Source organism: Bacteroides faecis, assembly GCF_020091505.1.
Taxonomy (GTDB): Bacteria; Bacteroidota; Bacteroidia; order Bacteroidales; family Bacteroidaceae; genus Bacteroides; species Bacteroides faecis.
This window is the reverse complement of sequence record NZ_CP081916.1, coordinates 4,327,083-4,352,631: the sequence shown is the minus strand read 5'-3', so window position 1 is coordinate 4,352,631 and position 25,549 is coordinate 4,327,083. Positions and strand designations below refer to the sequence as shown.

General features: G+C 42.3%; 12 protein-coding genes and 2 pseudogenes. 11 read left to right on the top strand and 3 right to left on the bottom strand.

What is annotated here, in order from left to right; translation table 11 throughout:
* Positions 1 to 133: 133 nt before the first annotated feature.
* Both K6V30_RS17175 and K6V30_RS17170 read right to left on the bottom strand, forming a co-directional pair.
* Positions 134 to 1,795, bottom strand: coding sequence for an IS1182-like element ISBthe2 family transposase (locus K6V30_RS17175; protein ID WP_224207174.1), 1,662 nt, complete (start codon positions 1,793 to 1,795; stop codon positions 134 to 136).
* A 149-nt stretch (positions 1,796 to 1,944) separates the two neighbouring features.
* Positions 1,945 to 2,478: a hypothetical protein gene (locus K6V30_RS17170; protein WP_070101348.1), complete on the bottom strand. Its 534-nt coding sequence runs from the start codon at positions 2,476 to 2,478 to the stop codon at positions 1,945 to 1,947.
* A gap of 316 nt (positions 2,479 to 2,794) precedes the next feature.
* On the opposite strand from K6V30_RS17170, the pseudogene K6V30_RS17165 reads away from it, so the two are divergent.
* The 10 genes and pseudogenes from K6V30_RS17165 to K6V30_RS17125 all read left to right on the top strand — a co-directional run.
* Positions 2,795 to 5,558, top strand: a pseudogene (locus tag K6V30_RS17165) (glycosyl hydrolase); the annotation flags it as partial.
* Positions 5,559 to 5,647: 89 nt separating this feature from the next.
* Positions 5,648 to 6,112 (top strand): annotated as a pseudogene (locus tag K6V30_RS25400) (glycosylhydrolase-like jelly roll fold domain-containing protein); the annotation flags it as partial.
* A gap of 15 nt (positions 6,113 to 6,127) precedes the next feature.
* Positions 6,128 to 7,585: a sialate O-acetylesterase gene (locus K6V30_RS17160; RefSeq protein WP_022300939.1), complete on the top strand. Its 1,458-nt coding sequence runs from the start codon at positions 6,128 to 6,130 to the stop codon at positions 7,583 to 7,585.
* 27 nt (positions 7,586 to 7,612) lie between these two features.
* On the top strand, positions 7,613 to 9,964 hold the full coding sequence (locus K6V30_RS17155; protein ID WP_055271735.1) for a DUF5703 domain-containing protein: 2,352 nt from the start codon (positions 7,613 to 7,615) through the stop codon (positions 9,962 to 9,964).
* Positions 9,965 to 10,052: 88 nt separating this feature from the next.
* Complete coding sequence (locus tag K6V30_RS17150; RefSeq protein WP_055271737.1) at positions 10,053 to 12,707, top strand: glycoside hydrolase family 2 protein; 2,655 nt, start codon at positions 10,053 to 10,055, stop codon at positions 12,705 to 12,707.
* Positions 12,708 to 12,866: 159 nt separating this feature from the next.
* Positions 12,867 to 17,285 carry a hybrid sensor histidine kinase/response regulator transcription factor gene (locus tag K6V30_RS17145; RefSeq protein WP_055271739.1) on the top strand — a complete coding sequence of 1,473 codons (4,419 nt, stop codon included), beginning with the start codon at positions 12,867 to 12,869 and terminating at the stop codon, positions 17,283 to 17,285.
* A gap of 63 nt (positions 17,286 to 17,348) precedes the next feature.
* A complete protein-coding gene (locus K6V30_RS17140) occupies positions 17,349 to 19,031 on the top strand; it encodes a hypothetical protein (protein ID WP_055271741.1) in 1,683 nt (560 codons plus the stop codon).
* 56 nt (positions 19,032 to 19,087) lie between these two features.
* Positions 19,088 to 22,186, top strand: coding sequence for a DUF6298 domain-containing protein (locus tag K6V30_RS17135; protein ID WP_055271743.1), 3,099 nt, complete (start codon positions 19,088 to 19,090; stop codon positions 22,184 to 22,186).
* Positions 22,187 to 22,362: 176 nt separating this feature from the next.
* Positions 22,363 to 22,914 carry an RNA polymerase sigma factor gene (locus tag K6V30_RS17130; protein ID WP_010537951.1) on the top strand — a complete coding sequence of 184 codons (552 nt, stop codon included), beginning with the start codon at positions 22,363 to 22,365 and terminating at the stop codon, positions 22,912 to 22,914.
* A gap of 82 nt (positions 22,915 to 22,996) precedes the next feature.
* Complete coding sequence (locus K6V30_RS17125) at positions 22,997 to 23,248, top strand: hypothetical protein (RefSeq protein WP_055271746.1); 252 nt, start codon at positions 22,997 to 22,999, stop codon at positions 23,246 to 23,248.
* A gap of 113 nt (positions 23,249 to 23,361) precedes the next feature.
* Here K6V30_RS17125 and K6V30_RS17120 read toward each other — a convergent pair whose 3' ends face one another.
* The gene (locus K6V30_RS17120; RefSeq protein WP_010537953.1) at positions 23,362 to 24,612 is read right to left on the bottom strand and encodes an MFS transporter; all 1,251 of its coding nucleotides are present in this window, start codon (positions 24,610 to 24,612) and stop codon (positions 23,362 to 23,364) included.
* 169 nt (positions 24,613 to 24,781) lie between these two features.
* Here K6V30_RS17120 and K6V30_RS17115 point away from each other — a divergent pair, with 169 nt between their 5' ends.
* On the top strand, positions 24,782 to 25,549 hold the full coding sequence (locus tag K6V30_RS17115) for a threonine/serine exporter family protein (protein ID WP_010537954.1): 768 nt from the start codon (positions 24,782 to 24,784) through the stop codon (positions 25,547 to 25,549).

Below are 25,549 nucleotides of genomic sequence, written 5' to 3'. Positions count from 1 at the left end.
ACAAATTAATTATGGCAGTAATCACTAAAGTTACACTGCGCTAGTTTATATAACTTTTTGTTATGGGGCTGTGTCAAAACTAAGGCACATCCCCTTCTTTTTTTAATATAAAATAGTCGTTCCTCTTTTTTGTCTATGCGACTATTTTTTCAGTAATTAGGTAATAAGGCTTAATATTCGTCGTATTTTGAGTCACACGTGGTCTGATAAAGATAAATATAGTGTGTGCACTCCTTCTCTTTCCTGCTTTTAGTAGTTTTGTACACATCTTTTTGATATTAAAAGCTATAGCAAAGAAGGCAAAGTCCATTGTAACCTTGTCTTCTCCCACATGCCGGAACCTTTTGTATGCCATGTTGTGTTTCATTTGTCCAAAAACTGCTTCCGGTTCTATACATCGCCTTCCCCTATGCCTGATGCCTTCTTCCGAGAGTAACCTTTCCCGTGCCTGCCGTTTGTATTGGTTTAACCGGTGGTTGACTTCTATCATACGGTTCCCCCGAGCTTTAAAGCAACTGCCACACAAAGGACACCCTTCACATCTTTGTGCTTTATATCGGGCACTTTCGGTGATGTATCCGCTTGCTGTTTTGTCACGTCTAGTTCCTATACGGTTCATGTGCTGCCCCATAGGACAAACGTAATAATCCTCCCCCGCATTGTAATGGAGACTCTCCGCATGGAATGGATTGGGGGTATAACGGGGACGCTGTTCTTTATGGAAGTAGTTGTACTTGACAAAGGCTTCTATCCCATTATCTTGCATGAACCGATAATTTTCTTCCGAGCCGTAACCGGAGTCTGCCACACCGACAGTTGGTAAGCGGTTATAGCGTTGCTCAAAGGAGTGGAAGAAAGGTATGAGGGTCAGTGTGTCGGTTGGGTTGGGAAACAGTCGGAAGTCTATGAGGAATTGGTTCTCGGTACCTATTTGCAGATTATATCCGGGTTTGGTCTGTCCGTTTCTCATGGCGTCTTCTTTCATGCGCATGAAGGTGGCATCAGGATCGGTCTTGGAGTAGGAGTTGCGTTCTCCAAGAGTATCAAGATGGTTGTCGTATTCTATCAACTTGTCACGGTACTCCTCAAGTTCCCGGACCTGTTTCTTCTTTTCCCGGATGACCTTCTTTTGTTCCTTGTCCTTTGTTACAGGCTGGTGTTCCAGCACCTCTTTAAGTTCATTCACTATATCTGAGAGCATGGCGGGAGTGAACTCTACGGGTGTATCTTTCATGGAGTTCTCTTGGGCTATGACTTCATCCACCTGCTCCAGGAGAATGCGGATCTTATCCATCAGCTTTGTACGGTTCTTTTCGACTGTCTTGCGCCAGACAAAAGTATATTTGTTGGCTTTGGACTCAATCTTGGTACCGTCGATATACTCTACGTCAAGGCTGATGAAACCTTTGTCGGCAAGGACAAGAACCAACTGCGTGAATACGGTATTTATTTCCTCTTTTACACGGTTTCGAAAACGGTTGATGGTAATAAAATCCGGATGTTCATTACCGGAAAGCCAGATATAATGAATATCACGTAGGAGAAGATTCTCTATTTTGCGGCACGAATAGATATTGTTCATGTAGGCGTAGATAATCACCTTAAGCATCATTTTAGGATGATAAGGACAACGACCGGTTGCTTTATAAAGCTTCTTGAAATTGTCAAGATTGAGATTATCAACAACAGTATTAACTATGCGAACCGGATCGTTCGCTGCTATGTTTTCATCAATTCTTCCGGGAAAAAGAACGGTTTGGTTGGGAAGGTAAGGACGAAAATGTAACTTTGCCATAACGAAAAACTTTATGCCTAAAGATACAAAAACTTTGGGTAATAACAAAGCCCGGGCTTGTGAAAGTCTGGGCTTTGTGCATAAAAAAAGGTTGTGCCAGCGTTTTGACACAACCTCGCTTAATTGGTCGCTAAGATAGTAATAAATTATCATTTAATTGCTTCTTCGAATAAATTATATGCTTTCATGACTTTCTTAGATGCTCCGCTTTTGATTTTATAATCAAAATAGCCTTTAGAAGTTTCAATTCTAATTGCAGTCATTTTATTATCTTTAAAAACAGATAAATCTCCTAATAATAAACGCACTCCCCATAAATCCATGCCTAATGCTCCAACTGTCCCCTCACCATTTCCAGATATGTAATCTGAAACTTTGAATACATAAGGATTTTCTTCTTCATCGAGAAAGATTACTTTTGATCCTTTATTTACATATCTTGATTCTGCTGTTAACCATTTCAATAAAATAAAATTCAAACCATTTTCAAGACCAAAACATATCCAAATATTTTTACCGGTCTGAGTTCCTATGAAGGCTTCAGATGAAATTTTCTCATAGGATGTATATACAACTTTATCTTTAGTGAATTTATCTATTCTATTGACTGAAATTTTTTGCGCTTGAACACCAATATTAAATATCAGAAATAGTAATAATAGGAGGAAAATTTTTCTTTTCATATTATTTTTTGTTACATTTAAATTTAGCATGTATCTTTTCACCATTCAAAGTGATCTGTAATTCACAATAATCCCACCATAAATCTTTTACATAGCATTTCATGTACTCTTGATCTTCGGTATAAAATGTTAGGCAGATTATTGATTTCGGAGCTACAGCACGCCCTAGCAATCCACAATTAGTATCTCGGATAGAAGATGCAGTGAATAGTAAGTAACAGACCAACTCATTTTAGGAAGATGACAAAAGAACAAGGATAGTGAGTACAAAACAGTCCCTTTTTCGTCTTATCTATACGTAAAAATATAGATTAGAATGAAAAGCCGACTGAAACAACAAATATTTGCATTCTTTTTATTGGCATGTACTGCTATATCTCCTGCCAATGCTTTGCAAACACATTCACTTCGTGAACTATTTCAGAATCCATCGGATGAAGCAAAGCCTTGGACTTTTTGGTACTGGATGTTTGGTGCTGTATCCAAAGAAGGTATTACTGCTGATCTGGAAGCAATGAAGCACGCCGGATTGGGAGGAACTTACCTGATGCCAATCAAAGGCGTCAAAGAAGGACCGCAATACAAAGGTAAAGCGCAACAGTTAACTCCCGAATGGTGGGAAATGGTACGTTTTAGCATGGAAGAAGCCGATCGTTTAGGGTTAAAGTTGGGGATGCATATTTGTGATGGTTTTGCATTGGCAGGCGGTCCCTGGATGACTCCGAAAGAATCGATGCAGAAAGTAGTCTGGAGTGATACAATCGTCGACGGTGGCAAAATCAAAGAATTGTATTTGCCACAACCGGAAGCTTATGAAGGATTTTATGAAGATATCTCTTTATTTGCCCTACCTGTAAAAGAGGAAGTGGCAGATGTCATGCCGGCTAAAATTACTTGTACCAATATCGCTAAAGGAGATCATATCGACGCCAAGAAAACCGTAAACATGGATGATGCCGGAGTAATCCGTTCATCTTATCCTTGCTATATTCAATATGAATACGAACAGCCTTTTACTTGCCGCAATATTGAAATTATTCTAAGTGGTAATAATTATCAGGCACACCGTCTGAAAGTAATGGCAAGTGATGATGGAACGAACTATCGTCTGGTGAAGCAACTCGTTCCTGCACGTCAGGGATGGCAGAATACAGATGAAAATTCCACCCATACAATACCTGCCACAACCGCCCGCTATTTCCGCTTTTACTGGACACCTGAAGGTAGCGAACCGGGAAGCGAGGATATGGATGCAGCCAAATGGAAGCCAAACTTGAAAATCAAGGAACTGCGCCTTCATCAGGAAGCCCGGTTGGACCAATGGGAAGGTAAAGCCGGACTGGTATGGCGTGTCGCTTCTTCGACAAAGGAAGAAGAAGTAGGAGGGAAGGACTGCTATACCCTTTCACAGATTCTTAATCTGACGGACCAATTTAAAAACAATTCGAAGAGCAATTTTAAAGAAAGAACATTAACCGCAACTCTTCCTAAAGGTAAGTGGAAAATACTCCGCATGGGACATACCGCCACCGGACATACCAACGCCACCGGCGGAGGGGGAAAGGGGCTGGAATGCGACAAGTTTAATCCTGTGACAGTCCGTAAGCAGTTCGACAACTGGTTTGCACAAGCTTTCGTAAAGACAAATCCGGAGGTTGCACGCCGTGTATTAAAATACATGCATGTGGATAGCTGGGAATGCGGGAGCCAGAACTGGAGTGAGACTTTTGCAGCCGAGTTCAAAAAACGCCGTGGATATGATTTAATGCCTTACTTGCCACTACTGGCAGGCATCCCGATGGAAAGTGCCGAACGAAGTGAGAAGATTCTACATGATGTCCGCACAACGATAGCGGAACTTGTTGTGGATGTTTTCTATCAGGTATTGGCCGATTGCGCCAAAGAATATGATTGCCAGTTTTCTGCCGAATGTGTAGCACCTACCATGGTCAGTGACGGCTTGCTGCATTACCAGAAAGTAGACCTTCCTATGGGAGAATTTTGGCTGAACAGTCCTACTCATGATAAGCCGAACGATATGCTGGATGCCATTAGCGGAGCGCATATCTATGGCAAGAATATTATTCAGGCGGAAGGTTTCACGGAAGTACGCGGAACTTGGGACGAACATCCAGCAATGTTGAAAGCATTACTGGACCGTAACTATGCTTTAGGCATCAACCGCCTTTTCTTCCATGTATATGTTCATAATCCTTGGTTAGACCGCAAAACGGGTATGACTCTGGATGGCATCGGCCTTTTCTTCCAACGTGACCAGACATGGTGGAACAAGGGAGCAAAAGCATTCTGTGACTACATAACCCGTTGCCAATCATTATTGCAATACGGACATCCAGTAATCGACATAGCTGTCTTTACGGGTGAAGAAATTCCAAGACGTTCAGTATTGCCGGAACGTTTAGTTCCGTCTCTTCCGGGAATTTATGGTGCCGAACGGGTGGAAAGCGAACGTATTCGTTTGGCGAACGAAGGACAACCCTTACGTGTGCGCCCGGTAGGCGTAACACACTCTGCAAATATGGCCGACCCTGAAAAGTGGGTAAATCCACTTTGTGGATATGCTTATGATAGCTTTAATAAAGATGCGTTACTCCGTTTGGCAAAAGCAGAAAACGGTAGAATGACGCTGCCCGGTGGAGCCAGTTATAAAGTTTTGGTATTACCTCTTCCCCGCCCAATGAATCCGGAACCTGTATTATCTCCGGAAGTACAGAAAAAGATCAATGAATCTAAAGAGGCAGGTGTGTTGATCCCTTCTCTTCCTTATATGGAGGATGATTTCTCTGCATATGGATTAGAACGTGATATGATTGTACCGAAAGATATTGCATGGACACATCGACGCGGTGAACTCGGCGACATTTATTTCATTGCCAATCAGCAGGAAGAAACACGTACATTTACTGCAAGCATGCGCATCGACAGAAAACCGGAATGTTGGAATCCGGTAACGGGTGAAATGAATATCCACCCTGTTTATCAGATAAAAGGTAATCGGACGGAAGTTACCCTTACATTGGCCCCTAATGAATCTGTATTCATAGTATATCCCATAGAGAAAGCTAATGAAAGCAAAGGAAAGGAAGATATTCTGCAAAAAGTACAAAAGAGTAAAAATAGCCCGGCAAAAGAGTTGCTGGATATAAGTTTGGATGCAGAAGAATACACCGTAACATTTGTCGCTAACGGTCAAACAGTTACCCGAAAAGCCCTTTTCGATTGGAGTAAAGAAGATAACGAGCGGATTCGTTATTATTCCGGAACCGCTATCTATAAAACCACTTTCCCTTGGAAGTACAAAGAGCAGAAAGACCGACAGGTGTATTTGCATTTGGGAACAGTTTACAATCTGGCTACAGTTCGTGTGAATGGAATAGACTGCGGTACGGTCTGGACAGCTCCCTACCGGGCTGACATTACAGCAGCCTTGAAAAAGGGAACAAATGAGCTTGAAATCGAAGTAACAAACACATGGGCAAATGCACTGAAAGGGACAGATGAAGGGAAAGCACCCTTTGAAGGCATCTGGACAAATGCGAAATACCGGAAACAGGAGAATACATTACTTCCGGGCGGATTGCTTGGTCCACTATATTTGGAACAGAGTAATTAATATAACAACATAATAATGAGAAGTTCAAGATTCAAAATAAGCATTCTATTGACCGGTTTTCTGCTGGCTATATGCTTATCAACACGTGCAGAAGTAAAGTTGCCTGCTATTTTCTCTGACGGTATGGTAATGCAACAAAAGACAAACGCTAACCTTTGGGGAACAGCCACTCCCAACAAGAATGTAACAATAACTACCAGCTGGGACGGAAAGCAATATGTAGCAACAGCAGACAAGAACGGAGCATGGAAGCTGGCAGTCCCCACTCCCGAGGCAGGGGGCCCTTATACTGTAACCTTTGACGATGGAAGTCTCAAAACACTAAATAATATTCTGATAGGCGAATTATGGCTATGCTCCGGTCAGAGCAATATGGAAATGCCGATGAAAGGTTTTAAAAACCAACCTGTAGAGAATGCCAACATGGATATTCTTCACAGCAAAAATAGTAATATCCGCCTGTTTACAGTAAAACGTACTTCCACCATGATTCCTCAGAATGATGTAGTCGGTTCATGGAAAGAAGCAACTCCTGTCAGTGTCCGTGATTTTAGTGCGACAGCCTATTATTTCGGAAGATTAATCAATGAAATTTTAGAAGTCCCGGTAGGGCTGGTAGTAGCAGCTTGGGGTGGTTCTGCCTGCGAAGCATGGATGACTGCCGATTGGTTGAAAGCGTTCCCGGATGCAAAGATACCTCAATCGGAAGCAGATATAAAATCCAAAAACCGTACTCCGACTGTGTTATATAATGGCATGTTGCATCCACTGATCGGTATGACAATGAAAGGAGTGGTCTGGTATCAGGGAGAAGATAACTGGAATCGTGCCCATACCTATTCGGATATGTTTACTACATTGATTAACGGTTGGCGTGCCGAATGGAAACAAGGCGATTTTCCTTTCTACTACTGTCAGATAGCTCCATATGACTATAGTATCATCACGGAAAAAGGCAAAGAAGTGATAAATTCAGCCTATCTGCGTGAAGCGCAGGCGCAAGTGGAACATCGTGTATCTAACAGCGGCATGGCTGTACTGCTGGATGCAGGAATGGAGAAAGGGATTCATCCCGCAAAGAAACAGATTGCCGGAGAACGTCTGGCACTTCTTGCACTGACAAAGACATATGGTGTGGAAGGGGTGAACGGAGAAAGTCCTTATTATAAAAGTATTGAAATCAAAAACGATACCATAGTCGTTAGTTTCGAACGTGCAAATATGTGGATCAGTGGCAAGAACTGCTTTGAATCGAAAAACTTCCGGATAGCAGGCGAAGATAAAATATTCTATCCGGCTAAAGCATGGATTGAACGCAGCAAGATACTTGTAAAAAGTGATAAAGTCCCGCATCCGGTAGCTGTCCGTTATGGATTCGAGAATTATGTGGAAGGAGATGTATATTGTGACGGTCTGCCGTTAGGGTCTTTTCGTTCAGACGATTGGTACATTCCCGAATATAAAAAAGATTAGCTATGAGCTGAATTTGACGAATAGAATATGAATCGATTTTATCTGATTATAATAATGGTATTTGTTGGCGTGTCGGCTTTTTGTAGCCAGCATGCCAATGTCGTTTGGAACACTCCTAGTCGAAATTCCTCCGAATCTATGCCTTGCGGTGGCGGTGATATCGGCATGAATATATGGGTGGAAGAAGGTGATCTGCTGTTTTATGTAAGCCGTAGCGGTACATTCGACGAAAACAACTGCCAACTGAAACAAGGACGTTTTCGGATTCGTCTGTCTCCCAATCCTTTGAAAGATGCAAAAGATTTCCGTCAGGAGCTAAAACTAAAAGATGGGTACGTAGAAGTATCAGCAGGAGGTACACGGATACAGTTGTGGGCAGATATTTTTCATCCGGTAGTTCATGTGGAAATAACCAATGCACAACCTTTGCAAACAAAAGTCTCTTATGAGAACTGGCGATATAAGGAACGAATGATCAGAAAAGGAGAGGGGCAACAATGCTCTTACAAATGGGCACCTCCGAAAGGAACTGTTACCAACGCCGACTTTGTTTCTTTATCTTCCAAAAAGGAATTACCCGGAATGACGGAAGAGAGAAACTTGCTTCTATTCTATCACCGGAATCCCGAACAAACCGTTTTTGACATTGCTGTGGCCCAACAAGGAATGGAAAATGTGGAATCTCAAATGATGAATCCTTTAAAGGACCTAACTTTCGGTGGTTATCTTTTTGGAAATAATTTGGAATTTACGGATACAACAGACAGTATCTATGCCGGTACAGATTACCGTGCTTGGAACTTCCACTCTTCAAAGGCTTCTCGGAAAGAACAATTTTGCATCGTTCTGCACACAGACCAGACGGAAACGGTCGATCAATGGGAACAAGGCTTAAAAACTACTTTGCAAAGGATTGCCCCACAGGGAAAGATATCATCAAAAATTGTATCACAAGACAAAAAGCAGACCCGCGCATGGTGGAACTCCTTCTGGCAACGCAGCTTTATTGAAGCAATCGGAGAAGCAGAAAATAAGGATGGCAACGATGTAGAAGAAATCACCCGAAACTACACTCTTTTCCGCTATATGCTGGGCTGCAATGCCTACGGCAGTGTCCCTACCAAGTTCAACGGTGGATTATTCACCTTCGATCCTTGCCATATAGACGATAAACAGGCATTCACCCCTGATTACCGGAAATGGGGAGGAGGTACGATGACAGCACAGAATCAGCGACTTGTATACTGGCCGATGTTAAAAAGCGGAGACTTCGATATGATGCCCTCCCAATTCAATTTTTACAACCGGATACTAAAAAATGCAGAACTTCGTAGCCAAGTGTATTGGCAGCATGACGGAGCATGTTTCTGCGAACAAATAGAAAACTTTGGCTTGCCCAATCCTGCGGAGTATGGCTTCAAACGTCCGGAATGGTTTGACAAGGGATTGGAATATAATGCTTGGTTAGAGTATGAGTGGGATACCATACTTGAATTTTGCCAAATGATACTGGAAACCAAAAATTATGCAAATGCAGACATTACCCCGTATTTACCCTTAATTGAAAGTTCGCTGACATTTTTCGATGAACATTATCGGCAGCTTGCTTCCCGTCGAGGACGGAAAGCGTTGGACGGCAACGGACATCTGATCCTGTTTCCGGGTTCTGCCTGCGAAACGTATAAGATGACCAACAATGCCAGCAGTACAATCGCCGCTTTGCGGACCGTACTGGAAAACTATGGAAAGAAAAATGAAATGCTGAAAACAATTCCTCCAATTCCATTGCGATACATAGAGGTCAAGGATTCCTTGAATCCCACAGCACCTCCCGAACTGAAACAAACGATTTCTCCTGCTGTAAGCTGGGAACGAATCAACAACATAGAGACTCCGCAACTGTATCCCGTATTTCCCTGGCGCATTTATGGAGTAGGAAAAGAGAATCTGGAATTAGCCCGCAATACTTATTTCTATGATCCGGAGGCTATTAACTTTCGCTCTCATATCGGATGGAAACAAGATAATATTTGGGCAGCCTGTCTGGGATTGACCGAAGAAGCCAAAAGGCTATCTCTCGCCAAACTCTCAAACGGGCCACATCGCTTTCCTGCCTTTTGGGGACCGGGATATGACTGGACACCCGATCACAACTGGGGAGGTAGCGGTATGATAGGACTTCAAGAAATGCTATTACAGACTAACGGTAATCAAATACTCCTTTTCCCCGCATGGCCCAAAGAATGGGATATACATTTCAAACTTTATGCACCGGGTGAAACGACAGTAGAAGCAACCTTAAAGGATGGAAAAGTGACAGAACTGAAAGTATCACCGGAAAGTAGAAAGAAAGATATCATTATAATGATTGAGAAATAGAAAAAACAGGGCTGCGATTTCCAGAATATGATTACGCGAAGTAAAACCGTGAAATCTGTGCCTTTAAACATAGATAAACAATTAAATTATGAATAAAAAACTGTTTCCAATTTTATCAGCTTTTCTGTTGCTATTCTCACTGATAGAGAAAGGACAGGCAACAGAAACCTACCGTCCCGAAACATCGGTTGCCGGATTCATCCAGCTTCCCGGTAGCGGGCGACAAGTGTATAATTTCAATCCGGGATGGAGATTTTTCAAAGGAGACATTCATGGCGCGGAATCCGTCGACTTTGACGACCGTTCGTGGACGATTGTTTCCACTCCTCATACGGTAGAGTTGATGCCTGCCGAAGCTAGCGGATGCCGCAATTATCAAGGCCCCGCCTGGTATCGCAAACATTTCGTACTCCCTGCAGAAACCAAAGGTAAACGGGTACTGATCCATTTTGAGGCAGCTATGGGAAAACAAGTTCTTTACCTGAATGGAAAGCGTATTCAAGAGCATGTTGGTGGTTATCTCCCTTTTACTTTGGATCTGACAACCAATGGTATACAAGCAGGAGATTCTTGTCTGCTTGCCATTTTCGTCGACAATAGCAATGACAAATCCTTTCCTCCCGGTAAACCCCAATACACCTTGGATTTCGCCTATCATGGCGGCATCTACCGTGATGTGTGGATGATAGCCAAATCGCCGGTATCCATTACCGATCCACTTGACTCCCAAACCGTTGCAGGAGGCGGAGTATTTGTTCATTTCGACAAGATCAGCGAAAAGAGTGCACAAGTCTACGTAAATACAGAATTGCAAAATGATAATCAACATACCGAAACCGTTACTGTAGAAACAACCCTGACAGATGCTGATGGAAAGGTAATTAAACGAACTTCCGGCAAACTTTCTCTGAAATCGGGAGAAAAGAAAATAATCCGGCAACAGATAGAGGTAAAAAGCCCTAAGCTTTGGTCACCGGATGCACCTTATTTATATAAAGTCCAGTCGCGCATTAAAAAGGGCAATCAGTCTATTGATGGAGGCATTACACGTATCGGTATCCGTTTGGCGGAATTTCGTGGCAAAGATGGTTTTTGGCTGAACGGAAAACCTTTCGTTCAGCTGGTAGGAGCCAACCGCCATCAGGACTTCGCTTATGTAGGCAATGCTCTGCCTAATTCTCAGCAATGGCGGGATGCTAAACGTCTGCGAGATGCCGGTTGCACTATTATTCGGGTGGCACACTACCCCCAAGATCCTTCCTTTATGGATGCCTGCGATGAACTCGGAATGTTCGTTATCGTAGCTACTCCGGGATGGCAATACTGGAACAAGGATGTGAAATTCGGAGAATTGGTTCATCAAAATACCCGCGAAATGATCCGTCGTGACCGTAATCACCCGTCTGTCTTGATGTGGGAACCTATTCTGAATGAAACCCGCTATCCACTCGATTTTGCCTTGAAAGCGCTCGAAATAACCAAAGAAGAATTTCCTTATCCGGGACGTCCCGTGGCTGCTGCCGATGTACATTCAGCTGGTGTGAAGGAGCATTACGATGTCGTTTACGGTTGGCCGGGAGACGATGAAAAGGCAGATAAACCGGAACAATGTATCTTTACCCGTGAATTTGGAGAAAATGTGGACGATTGGTACGCCCATAACAACAATAACCGTGCAAGCCGTAGTTGGGGCGAACGTCCGCTGCTGATACAGGCACTTTCCCTAGCTAAAAGTTATGATGAGATGTACCGTACTACCGGCCAGTTTATCGGTGGTACACAATGGCATCCGTTCGATCATCAGCGTGGCTATCATCCTGATCCTTATTGGGGAGGGATATACGATGCCTTCCGCCAAAAGAAATATGCTTACGAAATGTTCCGTAGCCAATCACCCGCCAGCCTTCGGCATCCGTTGGCAGAATGTGGTCCAATGGTATTCATCGCTCACGAAATGTCACAGTTTTCTGACAAAGATGTAGTGATATTCAGCAACTGCGACTCGATCCGTCTTTCTATTTATGACGGAACAAAATCATGGACCCAACCTGTAGTACATGCCAAAGGGCATATGCCGAATGCTCCTGTTGTCTTTGAAAATGTATGGGATTTCTGGGAAGCACGCGGATATAGCTATACACAAAAGAACTGGCAGAAAGTTAATATGGTTGCCGAAGGTATCATTAACGGTAAAGTAGTATGCACACAAAAGAAAATGCCTTCCCGCCGGTCTACCAAACTTCGCCTCTATGCGGATACTCAAAAAGTTAATCTAGTAGCAGACGGTTCGGATTTCATTGTGATAGTTGCCGAAGTAACGGATGATAGTGGCAACGTACGTCGTCTGGCAAAAGAAAATATCGTATTCACGGTAGAAGGTGAAGGGCAAATCATTGGCGACGCTACGATTGGTGCCAATCCCCGTGCCATAGAATTTGGTTCAGCTCCTCTGTTGGTTCGCTCTACACGAAAAGCCGGGAAGATTAAAGTAAAAGCTCATGTACAATTTGAAGGAACACAGGCTCCGACTGCTGCTGAACTGGAATTTGAAAGCGTTCCTGCAGAACTTCCTTTTTGCTACGATGAAAAATACTGTACCAGTCAGGAAACATCTTCATCAACTCCGAAAACCGGTTTATCCAAAGATACAACCAAAGGTAAGGTACAACTGACAGAGGAAGAACGGCAGAGAGTGCTGGATGAAGTGGAGCGGCAACAGACTGAATTTGGAATAGAAAAATAAGTCTGTTCAAGAACCTCCGGTCGTCTTGAATGACAGAGATTAGCTATTAACCAAGTTAGATTAGTTAATAGCTAATCTAGTTTATTACCTGCTTATTTGAATTTTATTCGAAAAATAGTATCTTTGATGCAAGATCCATTTCCACTAATACGATATACAATGAAGAGACACTTCTTTTTGATATTTCTTTTTCTCTTGATTACGAGAATCTGTGCTTCTGCCTACCCTAACATGATTGTAGAACATTATACAGCCGAACGAGGCTTACCCAATAATATCGTCAATTGTACATTAAAAGGGCAAGATGGATTTGTATGGTTCGGCACTTGGTACGGATTATGCAGTTTCGATGGTACCAAATTCCGTTCCTATGATAATCATGACGGATTCTATTCCGCAGATATTCCTCCCCGTAAAATTCAACGTATTGTAGAAGACAGGAATGGATTCTTGTGGATCAAGACTATTGACCGCAAACTCTATTTGTTTGATAAGAAACATGAGAGTTTTCATGCAGTGTATGATGACGTAAAAGAATATTCTGAAAACATCCAGATTATCAAAATTCAGACAACAGAAGACGGAGACGTGTTGCTGCTGACCAAAGATAAGAGCCTGTTGCGTGCAAATACAGATTCAAACGGTAAAATCACCATGAAGCAACTGCACGATTCGCGTCCCAATGTCAACGTCTACGATTTACGTCTAAAGCATAATGTATTTTGCGAAACAGCCGAGTTTATCAATTGGATCGGTATGGATTATCAGATTCTTTCACTGCGGAAAGGCGAAGCTCTGAAAGATAAACCTGTCGACTTTATTCAGAAAAAAGTATCTGCCAACCCGGATCAGTTCACTTGTGCTTCGTACAATTCCAAATTTCTGTGGCTGGGAGATAAGAACGGGCATATTTATAGTGTCGATCCACAAAATGGAGTCGTCAACCGCTACGAAATACCGGATATCAAACAGTCGATTTCCAATATATTGGTCACAGAATCGGGATTAATGTATATTACTACTGTAGACGGTGCATACGAGTACAACATCGGTTACAAACAGTTGACGAAACTTCCATTCTCCATTGCAGGAAAAAAAGTAGGGATGATATTCAATGACAAGTATGATAAAATATGGTTTCAGGAAGGCAATCAGGCTTTGACATATTATGATCCTTTGAACAAAAGTAATCACCGTTTTGCTTTCCCTAACCAGAATGCTATCGGTAACTTTGAAAAACAGGATGCCGGTGAACAAGGTATGTTCTTCCTCACTCCCGGAGGAGAAATCCTGCTCTTTGACAGAGAGAAACTGGAAATGATCCGCATTAATCAATTGAAACCTTTTTCCGACGATCTTCCCGATCAGCTTTTCTTCCATCTATTGTTGGATAAGGATGAGATTCTTTGGTTAGCTTCTACAAGTAGCGGAGTGTATAAAGTCAATTTTCCCAAAAAGCAATTCCAGTTACTGACAGAAGTTTCTCCTGTTCCCGTTGGCACAGAAAAAGCGACTTCATGGAATCAGGGAATACGTGCGCTTTATCAGGCTAAGAATGGGGATATCTGGGTGGGTACTCGTTGGCAGGCACTGTACCGCTTGGATAGCAATGGACAGATAAAACAGGTTTTTACTGATAAGAACTATCTGGTAGGTGCCGTGTATCATATTATGGAGGATAAAGGAGGGAACCTGTGGTTTTCTACCAAAGGAAACGGGCTTGTCAAAGCCGAACCGGATATGAACTCACCGCACGGTCTGCGCTTTACCCGCTATAAAAATGATCCTAAGAATCCGAATTCTATCAGTAACAATGATGTGTATTTCACTTATCAGGATAGTCAGGAACGTATCTGGGTCGGTTTGTTGGGCGGAGGTCTGAATCTGATTTCCAAAGAAAACGGAGCGATTGTTTTCAAGCATAAATACAATGGACTGAAACAATATCCCGCTTATGGTCTGTACATGGAAGTCCGCACGATGACGGAAGGTGAAGACGGGCGTATTTGGGTAGGAACGATGGATGGTCTGATGTCCTTTGACGGACACTTTACAACTCCCGAAGAAATTCAGTTTGAAACCTTCCGGCAAGTTAGCGACCGTTCCAATGTAGCTGACAATGATATTTATGTATTATACAAAGACTCTGACTCACAAATTTGGGTGAGCGTGTTCGGAGGCGGTTTGAATAAGCTGGTCCGTTATGATAAAGAGAAACATGAGCCGATCTTCAAATCTTATGGCATGCGTGAAGGGATGAATAATGACGTAGTCAAATCCATCGTTGAAGATAAAAACGGGAATTTATGGTTTACTACCGAGATCGGTTTGTCTTGCTTTAATAAAGCAACAGAGCAGTTCCGTAACTACGACAAATACGACGGTTTCCTGAATGTTGAGTTAGAAGAAGGCAGTGCGTTACGTGCATTGAATGGAGATTTGTGGCTTGGTTCACGACAGGGAATTTTGACATTCTCTCCTGATAAACTGGAAACACAACATACCAACTATGATACGCGTATTGTAGACTTTAAAGTATCCAACCGCGATCTGCGTAGTTTGAATGACTGCCCGATTCAAGAATCTATCACATACACCGATGCGCTTCAATTGAAGTACAATCAGTCTATGTTCACGATAGAATTTGCCGCATTAAATTTCTATAACCAAAATCGGGTATCTTATCGCTACATACTCGAAGGATACGAGAAAGAATGGCATTATAACGGCAAAAACCGCATTGCCTCTTATACAAATGTACCTCCCGGAGATTATGTGTTCCGTGTTGAAACGATGGATGAAGCAAATCCTGAACTCGTTTCTACGTGCACGCTGGCAATCACCATTCTCCCACCATGGTGGCTGAGTTGGTGGGCAACTCTTATCTATGTCATTTTGGGTATTGCCGCACTCTATTTCGGTTTGCGACTGGCTTTCTTCATGATTAAGATGAAGAATGACATTTATATTGAGCAGAGAGTCTCGGAAGTGAAAATTAAGTTCTTTACTAATATCTCTCACGAGCTTCGTACTCCTTTGACACTGATAAAAGGCCCGATACAAGAATTGAAGGAGCGGGAAGAATTGTCTCCGAAAGGTCTGCAATATGTGGAACTGATGGAAAAGAATACGAATCAGATGCTACAACTAGTCAATCAGATTCTTGATTTCCGTAAGATTCAGAATGGCAAGATGCGCTTGCATGTATCATTGATCGACTTCAATGAAATGATAGCTTCTTTCCAGAAAGAATTCCGAGTACTTTCGGAGGAAAATGAAATCAGCTTCACTTTCCAGTTACCGGACGAACCGATCATGGTATGGGCGGATAAAGACAAACTGAGCATTGTTATCCGTAATGTCATATCGAACGCGTTCAAATTTACTCCTTCCGGTGGAAGTATTTATGTAACTACCGGATTGACAGATGACGGGAAATCATGTTATGTAAGGGTAGAAGATAATGGCGTCGGCATTCCACAAAGTAAACTGACTGAGATTTTCGAACGCTTTTCGCAAGGAGAAAATGCAAAGAATCCTTATTATCAGGGTACAGGCATTGGGTTGGCACTTTCCAAGGAAATAGTAAACCTGCATCACGGCTTAATCCATGCCGAAAGTCCGGAAGGGCAGGGGGCTGTGTTTACAGTAGAATTATTGTTGGACAAGGATCATTATCGTCCATCTGAAGTAGACTTTTACGTCGGTGATACACAGAGTACTCCTGCTGCCACAGGCAAGGATATGGAAATTGTCCAGGAAAAGGAACCGGAAGAAGAATTGGAAATTGATACTTCACTACCGACTCTTCTGCTGGTAGAAGATAATAAAGACCTTTGCCAACTGATAAAACTGCAATTAGAAGATAAATTCAATATCTACATAGCCAATAATGGAGTGGAAGGCTTGAAGAAAGTACATCTGTATCATCCGGACATCGTTGTGACTGATCAGATGATGCCGGAAATGGACGGACTGGAAATGTTACAATCCATCCGGAAAGATTTCCAGATCAGTCATATTCCTGTTATTATTCTGACTGCCAAAAACGATGAAGGAGCCAAGACCAAAGCTATTACTTTGGGGGCGAATGCCTATATAACCAAACCATTCAGCAAAGAATATCTGCTGGCACGGATCGAACAGTTGCTCGGCGAACGGAAACTGTTCCGCGAACGTATCCGTCAGCAGATGGAAAACCAGACGACAACGGAAGAAGACAGCTACGAACAATATTTGGTAAAAAAAGATGTGCAGTTCCTTGAAAAGATACATCAGGTAATTGAAGAAAACATGGACGACAGTGATTTCAATATTGATACGATTGCTTCCGGCATTGGTTTGAGCCGTTCGGCATTCTTTAAAAAACTGAAAAGCCTTACCGGACTGGCACCTGTCGACCTGGTAAAGGAGATTCGGTTAAATAAGTCTGTCGAACTGATTAAAAATACGGATTTGAGTGTTTCGGAAGTGGCGTTTGCTGTCGGGTTCAAAGATTCGGGCTACTATAGCAAGTGTTTCCGTAAGAAATATAATCAGACTCCCCGTGAATATATGAACGAATGGCGGAAAGGATAGAAATACCGATTACAAAATTCTTTCTTAATCGTCTTTTTTAAAAACCTATTAAGATTCGAAAGAATGAACAAGATTAAGAAAGTATTATCAGCATGGATGTTGGTTGCCTGCGTACTACCTGTGGCAGCTCAATATCCAGTAATCCCCGACTCGGCAAAAGAAAGAGGAGCAAAACAAGAAGCGGAGTTCGAACAAAAATCAAACGCGGCATGGGAAAAAGCCTTGCCGACAGTTTTAGAAGAAGCACAAAAAGGACGTCCTTACAAACCTTGGGCTTCCAAACCGGAAGATTTGATAAAAAGTAATATTCCGGCTTTCCCCGGTGCCGAAGGTGGTGGGATGTATACTCCCGGCGGTCGTGGAGGCAAGGTAATTGTGGTTACTTCTTTGGAAGATTCCGGTCCCGGTACCTTCCGCGAAGCCTGTGAAACCGGCGGTGCCCGGACCATTGTCTTTAATGTATCAGGCATCATTCACTTGAAGAGTCCGATCAGTGTACGTGCTCCTTATGTAACGATTGCCGGTCAAACTGCCCCGGGAGATGGTATTTGTATTACCGGGAATTCTTTTCTAATCGATACACATGATGTAGTGATTCGTCATATGCGTTTCCGCCGTGGTGCACAGGATGTTGCTTTCCGTGACGATGCAGTAGGAGGAAATGCAGTCGGCAACATTATAGTAGACCATTGCTCGGCAAGTTGGGGATTAGATGAAAATATGTCTATTTACCGCCATGTCTACAACCGGGATGAGAGTGGGCACGGACTGAAATTACCTACTGTAAATATTACCATTCAGAATTCAGTATTCTCAGAGGCATTGAATACGTATAATCATGCTTTTGGTGCTACTATCGGAGGGCACAATAGTATGTTTTGCCGTAACCTTTTCGCTTCCAACATCAGCCGTAACAGTTCGGTAGGTATGGACGGTGACTTCAATTTCGTTAATAATGTTGTTTTCAACTGGTGGAATCGCTCGGTAGATGGAGGTGATCATAATAGTTTATATAATATGATCAATAATTACTTTAAGCCCGGGCCGATTACTCCACTGGGAAAACCTATTTCTTATCGTATTTTGAAACCGGAAGCAGGGCGTGACAAGAGCAGACCTCTCTCTTTCGGAAAAGCTTATGTTAACGGAAACATTATTCATGGCAATGCCCAAGTGACGAAAGATAACTGGGATGGCGGAGTTCAGCTTGCCAATGAAGTTGATGCTGAAAAGTTCTTACCGCAAATCAGGGTGGACGAACCCTTCAAAATGTCACCTGTAACGATCATGGATACCCAAAAGGCCTACAACTTTGTATTGGATAATGTAGGTGCTACTTTCCCGAAACGGGATGCAGTAGATACACGTGTCATCAAGACTGTACGGACAGGAAAAGCTATTTATGTGAAAGATGCTCCGGAGTTTGTTTCTCCTTATGTGAAAAGACGTTTGCCGGCAGACTCTTACAAGCAAGGTATTATCACCGACATCCGTCAAGTAGGCGGACTTCCTGAATATAAAGGAGAAGCCTACCTTGATTCGGATGGTGACGGTATGCCGGATGCGTGGGAAATTGCCAACGGATTGAACCCGAATGATCCGACTGATGCTGTGAAGGACTGTAATGGAGACGGCTATACCAATATCGAAAAATATATCAACGGTATAGATACGAAGAAGAAAGTGGACTGGACAGATCTGAAGAACAACTACGATACATTATCCAAACGGAAAAGTTTGTTTTAACCGTATAGGTAAATGATCTTTCAGGATTGAATAAATAGAAAACAAAGTTTATTGTAATGAATATGCAATTAAGAACTATCCTTTTAGGATTACTGAGTCTAGGGTTTGTGCAGGGATATGCGCAAACCTTTGCTTTGCAGGTTAAGGATGACCGGATCACATACCTGGATGATGAACAGGGAAACCGGATTCTTGATTTCTCATACTGCGGTTACAAGAGTTCCGAACAGGATATTCCAGATGTTCGCAATACCGTGTTTGTATCTTGGACAGCGGGAGATAATACAGCACGTATTCAACGTGCTATTGACTATGTCGCCTCATTGGTTCCTGATGCTTCCGGTTTCAGAGGAGCCGTTTTATTGGATCAGGGAGAATTTTCATTATCCGAAAGTCTTCGTATAGCTGCCTCCGGCATCGTATTGCGAGGAGTGAATAAAGAGAAAACGATACTGCTTAAAAAGGGGGTGAACAGAGGTGCCCTAATCTATATGGAAGGGACAGATGATCTGAATACACTGGATACATTACAGGTTCTCTCGAAATATGTTCCCGTAAATGCAAGAACATTGGAAGTCGCTTCGGGTACTTCTTTGAGAAAGGGAGATCGGGTAATGGTGAACCGTCCCTCCGAAAAAGATTGGATTGCTTCATTAGGATGCGATATTTTCGGAGGAGGGATCGGTGCTTTGGGATGGAAAGAAGGAGATATGGATCTCTCTTGGGACAGAACTGTGACAGAAGTAAACGGTAATCAGATAACACTGGATGCTCCGCTAACAGTAGCATTAAATGCTACATATGGTACTTCTACTGTCACCGTTTATCAATGGAACGGACGTATCCGGAATTGTGGTGTAGAGAACATGACCTTGATTTCCGACTACGATAAACGTTATCCAAAGGATGAGGATCACTGCTGGACAGGAATTTCAATTGAAGATGCAGAAGACTGCTGGGTACGCAGAGTAAATTTCAAGCATTTCGCAGGAAGTGCCGTCATCGTTCAACGTACCGGCTCCCAAATCACGGTTGAGGATTGTATCTCACGGGAACCTGTTTCTGAAATTGGAGGAATGCGCCGCTGCACTTTCTATACTTTGGGGCAGCAGACGCTCTTCCAGCGTTGCTATTCTGAACATGGCATTCATGACTTCGCTGCCGGATATTGTGCTGCCGGACCTAATGCTTTTGTGCAATGTGACTCGTATGAATCATTAAACTTCAGTGGCTCAATTGACGCATGGGCATGTGGCTTGTTGTTTGATGTGGTCAATATAGACGGCCATAATCTGAGTTTCAAGAATCTGGGACAGGATAAGAACGGAGCTGGATGGAATACGGCCAATAGTCTGTTCTGGCAATGTACTGCTGCTGAAATAGAGTGTTACACTCCGGCAAAAGATGCAATGAACCGTGCATACGGTTGCTGGGCACAATTCTCCGGCGACGGTGAATGGGCTCAATCGAATAATCATGTGCAGCCCCGTAGTATTTTCTATGCTCAGTTAGAGGAGCGTTTGCAAAAGAAATGTGCAGAACGTGCCCGTATCCTGCCTCGAAATACAAGTGCAACAAGTAGCCCGACTGTTGAAGTTGCTATGGAATTGGCTAAAGAGGCTTATAATCCCCGTCTGACACTGGAGCAGTGGATTGAACAAGGAGCATTTGCTTCTTCGACAGCTACGACCGGACTGAAATCAATCGATGATATCAAAGAGAAGAAAATAATTTCGAATAAGAAGACATCGGTACAGTCCGGAGTGACTATTGTAGACGGACGTATCCAGATGGACGGTGCTTTGCTGGTAGGAGGTAGCCACACTACCCCTTGGTGGAATGGAAAACTTAAAACCAATTTTCTGAAAAAGGCAAGTCCTGCCATCACCCGCTTCGTTCCGGGACGTGAAGGGTTAGGACTGACAGACCGCATTGATTCCGTAATCGACTTTATGAAGCAAAAGAATATATTGGTATTTGATCAGAACTATGGACTTTGGTATGACCGTCGCCGGGATGATCACGAACGTGTCCGCCGCCGTGACGGAGATGTATGGGGACCTTTCTACGAACAGCCTTTCGGACGTAGTGGTCAAGGTACAGCTTGGGAAGGATTGAGCAAATATGATCTGAATCGTCCTAATGCATGGTATTGGTCACGCCTGAAAGAGTTTGCAGAAAAAGGAAACAAAGAAGGACTGCTGCTATTCTATGAAAACTATTTCCAGCACAATATTCTGGAAGCAGGTGCACACTGGGTAGATTGCCCGTGGAGGAGTAGTAACAATATTAATCAGACCGGATTTCCGGAACCCGCTCCGTTTGCCGGAGACAAACGAATTTTTGTTGCAGATATGTTTTATGATATCACTCATCCGGTTCGCCGCGAGTTACACAGACAATATATCCGTCAGTGCCTGAATAATTTTGCGGATAATCCAAATGTCATTCAGTTGACAAGTGCCGAATTTACAGGTCCGCTGCACTTTGTACAGTTTTGGTTGGATGTGATTGCCGAATGGGAAGCTGAAAGCGGCAAGAAAGCCAAAGTAGCATTGAGCACAACGAAAGATGTACAGGATGCTATTCTTGCCGATCCGAAGCGTGCCGCTGTAGTAGATATTATTGATATCCGGTACTGGCATTATAAAACGGATGGCATCTTTGCACCGGAAGGAGGGAAGAATATGGCTCCCCGCCAACATATGCGTAAAATGAAAGTCGGAAAAATCACTTTCACTGAAGCCTACAAGGCTGTCTATGAATATCGTCAGAAATTTCCGGAGAAAGCTGTTACCTTTTATGCACAGAATTATCCGGCGATGGGGTGGGCTGTACTCATGGCCGGCGGTTCATGTCCTGTAATTCCGTGCACAGATAAAGCTTTCCTGAAAGATGCAGCAATCATGGAAGTGGAAGAAACCAATACTGATGATTATAAGAGAATAGTAAAATCTGATATTGGAAGTATCATTTATTCCAAGTCCGGAACAGAAATTCCTGTTCAATTATCGTCCGGAAAGTATAGTCTAAAGTATATTCACCCCAGTTCCGGGAAGGTAACTATGATTGATAAATTACTTAAAATCAACGATGTATACACATTAAAAGTACCAGATAAGAAAGAAGGAATTTATTGGTTCCATAAACTTTAAAACAAAAAATCCCGTTGATCAGTCATCAACGGGATTTTTCTATTTTATAGGTAATTTCTAACAAAAGAGTGTTATAAAACATGATACTTATTTTTTCAACCTACAAACCAGATTTTACCTGTAGTTGAGGTCAAGACTGCTTAGCTTTGCAACATCAAATCAATCGAATTAATGCTATGATGGAACAGACTAATAATTCAACCGAAACTTTACTCGCTTCTTTCCAAGCGGGAAATATGGCAGCTTTTTCGCAGCTATATGATTTGCACATCAACATTCTTTTTAATTACGGATTGAAGTTGACCATTGATAAGGAGTTGCTGAAAGATTGCATTCACGATATTTTCGTAAAGCTCTACACCAAAAAGGATGAATTAGGAACTATTGATAACTTGAAGTCTTATTTATTTATTTCATTAAAAAACAAGTTATGCGATGAACTTCGCAAACGTATGTATATGTCTGATACAACTGCAGAAGAAGTGAATGCAATAGCACCCACAGATGTAGAAGATGATTATATGGAAGAAGAACAACGCCAAAATGAGTTTTCGTTGGTGAAGCGTTTACTAGACCAACTTTCTCCTCGTCAGCGTGAAGCACTTACGTTATATTATATAGAAGAGAAGAAATACGAAGATATTTGCGAGATTATGAATATGAATTATCAGTCTGTACGCAACCTGATGTATCGCGGATTGACAAAGCTGCGTAGTCTGGCAAGTTAATTTTAGTAAAAAGGATAATTAGTTGAGTACATGTACAGGGTAACAGCGTCCTATTTATGTAAACGCTTAAAAAGGATGCAATATGTGCTCTAAGGTAAAGGATTTTTTGACGGATGATGATTTCATCAATTATGCGCTGGGTGTAACACCGGAAGCAGTTTCCCAATGGGAAACTTATTTCATGGAGCATCCGGAACAAATAGCAGATGCAGAAGAAGCCAAAGCAGTATTGCTGGCTCCGGCAGATGTTACCTGCGATTTTTCACTGGTCGATAACCAGAATTTAAAGGATAGAATTGCTAGTAGTATAAAAGATTTTTCGAACATTTTGTAGTTAGATTAGATAGAAGTTAGGTTAGTTAAGGTTAGTAAAAGGATTGACGCAGTCTTTCACAATGGCTTGAGTGATCAAGTATTGTGAGAGACTGCGTTTTTATATTTATCTTATCATATGTATTCTTTTCGAATATCGAAGCCCTTACTAAAACTCACAATCAACACAATGCAACCACCCAATACACCAATTATCATATAGGCTATACGAATATCAAAAGCTTGTGTTATTGCACCGATAAGCAACGGTGCAATCAGTGAGCCTATAAAACTGATGCTCGACAGAATAGTAAGTGCAATGCTAACAGGCGTTTTTGATTTAGCTCCCACAAAGCTGTATAAAGTAGGTACGATACACGAAATTCCCAATCCGACAAGCATAAAGCCTAATGAATTGATAATGACTTTCATGACCATTGAATCAAAAGTATTGCCCAGTAAAGCGGAAATAAAGAAGCCGATACAAATAAGGCTGCCTGCCAATTGCAATACCTTCTTCTTTCCCCAAAGCTGATATGCGTAATTGGTCAGGAAGCGTCCTGCCGCCATCATTACCATAAATACCAGAAAGCCGATCTGCAATGATTTAGGGACATTGACTACCGATTCAAAATATACGGCACTCCAGTCGAACATAGCGCTTTCTACTATCAATGCGAATAATCCTACCAGCCCTAGTTGGAGAAGGAGTATTTCCGGCTTCCGAAATAGCAGACGGAACACATTGGGCGTTTCCACTTCGACCTGAGAAGCTGTTCCGGAGTTTGGAAGTGACTCCTCATCCTCTCGCAAGGTTGCTTCCTGTAGATATTTTCGCCCCGCCAATACAATAAGAAGAATGATAGCAGATATCAGCATATAATGCCAGACGGGAGCAACTCCCAACCATATCATAACAAAACCGATCAATGCGCCGGTACAGGCTCCCAAGCTCCATCCTCCGTGAAAAGTAGCCATAATTGTTTTGCCATACAAACGTTCCACTTCAATGCCTTGCGTATTGAATGATATATCGCATAAATTCCAGAAGACACCGAAACCAAATAGCAGGAAACCCAGCAAATAAACCTCATGAGCCAGTCCCACACAAAGCAAAGAAATAGCATAACCAAGAATGCTGACTTGTACCATCGTACGGCTACCTAGCCTGGAGACGAGATATCCTGCCAAAGGAATGGCCACGAACTTCCCTACAGGAATCATAAATAGAATCAGTCCCCAATAAAAAGCGTAATTGGCTGCAAAAACATCCTTAAAGTCAGGAATACGGCTTGCCCAACTTGCCATGCATAGTCCCTGAGCAAAGAAAAAGGTCAATATGGCAAAACGTATTTTCTCTTTCGGATATGTAAATTGGTTGTTCATGAGTTTCTTATTTTTATGTTCGCAAAGGTATTTAAATTTCGTATTCTGTCTTCTTTACCGATGAAGAAAATCAGCGATTAAGTATTTTCTTTCTGAAAATATGCAGGATTTAGGTGCTTGCTACTACTCTTTTTTGTACTTTTGCAGCCGATTTAAAAAATTCACATACATGAAGACAAGCGAATCTTTATTATCTATAGGTAAATTCATAGCAGAATATTCAGCTCATCTAATGGGAGCGGGAGTGCATACATCACGCGTTGTACGCAACTCCAAGCGTCTGGGAGAAGCCTTTGGCTTAGATGTTAAACTGGGAGTATTTCATAAGAATATTATTCTTACAATCATCGACAAGGAAACGAACGAAGCTTGCAATGAAGTAATAGATATCCCTGCACATCCTATCAGTTTCGAACATAATTCAGAATTAAGCGCCCTCAGCTGGGAAGCAGTGGATCATCATTTGTCGCTGGAAGAACTGAAAGAGAAATACAAAAAGATTATTTCCGCTCCGATGATGCATCCTCTTTTTGTCCTGATATTGGTCGGTTTTGCCAATGCATCATTCTGTAAACTGTTTGGAGGAGACCTGATTTCAATGGGAATTGTTTTTTCTGCCACTCTTACGGGATTATACCTGAAACAACAGATGCAAAAGAAGAAAATGAATCATTATATTATATTCATTGTCTCAGCTTTCGTCGCATCCTTATGTGCTTCTACCGCTTTGATTTTTGATACAACTTCCGAAATAGCTCTGGCAACCAGTGTACTATATCTCGTACCCGGTGTTCCTTTGATCAATGGAGTCATTGATGTCGTCGAGGGATATGTTCTGACAGGATTTGCCCGTTTGACAGAAGCTTCTTTGCTTATTGTCAGTATAGCTATCGGCCTTTCCTTTACATTATTAATGGTAAAAAACAGTTTAATTTAA

Bases quoted from the DNA above. Each gene is read 5' to 3' on its own strand.
- K6V30_RS17175 (WP_224207174.1), bottom strand. From the start codon at position 1,795: ATGGCAAAGTTACATTTTCGTCCTTACCTTCCCAACCAAACCGTTCTT.
- K6V30_RS17170 (WP_070101348.1), bottom strand. From the start codon at position 2,478: ATGAAAAGAAAAATTTTCCTCCTATTATTACTATTTCTGATATTTAAT.
- K6V30_RS17160 (WP_022300939.1), top strand. From the start codon at position 6,128: ATGAGAAGTTCAAGATTCAAAATAAGCATTCTATTGACCGGTTTTCTG.
- K6V30_RS17155 (WP_055271735.1), top strand. From the start codon at position 7,613: ATGAATCGATTTTATCTGATTATAATAATGGTATTTGTTGGCGTGTCG.
- K6V30_RS17150 (WP_055271737.1), top strand. From the start codon at position 10,053: ATGAATAAAAAACTGTTTCCAATTTTATCAGCTTTTCTGTTGCTATTC.
- K6V30_RS17145 (WP_055271739.1), top strand. From the start codon at position 12,867: ATGAAGAGACACTTCTTTTTGATATTTCTTTTTCTCTTGATTACGAGA.
- K6V30_RS17140 (WP_055271741.1), top strand. From the start codon at position 17,349: ATGAACAAGATTAAGAAAGTATTATCAGCATGGATGTTGGTTGCCTGC.
- K6V30_RS17135 (WP_055271743.1), top strand. From the start codon at position 19,088: ATGAATATGCAATTAAGAACTATCCTTTTAGGATTACTGAGTCTAGGG.
- K6V30_RS17130 (WP_010537951.1), top strand. From the start codon at position 22,363: ATGATGGAACAGACTAATAATTCAACCGAAACTTTACTCGCTTCTTTC.
- K6V30_RS17125 (WP_055271746.1), top strand. From the start codon at position 22,997: ATGTGCTCTAAGGTAAAGGATTTTTTGACGGATGATGATTTCATCAAT.
- K6V30_RS17120 (WP_010537953.1), bottom strand. From the start codon at position 24,612: ATGAACAACCAATTTACATATCCGAAAGAGAAAATACGTTTTGCCATA.
- K6V30_RS17115 (WP_010537954.1), top strand. From the start codon at position 24,782: ATGAAGACAAGCGAATCTTTATTATCTATAGGTAAATTCATAGCAGAA.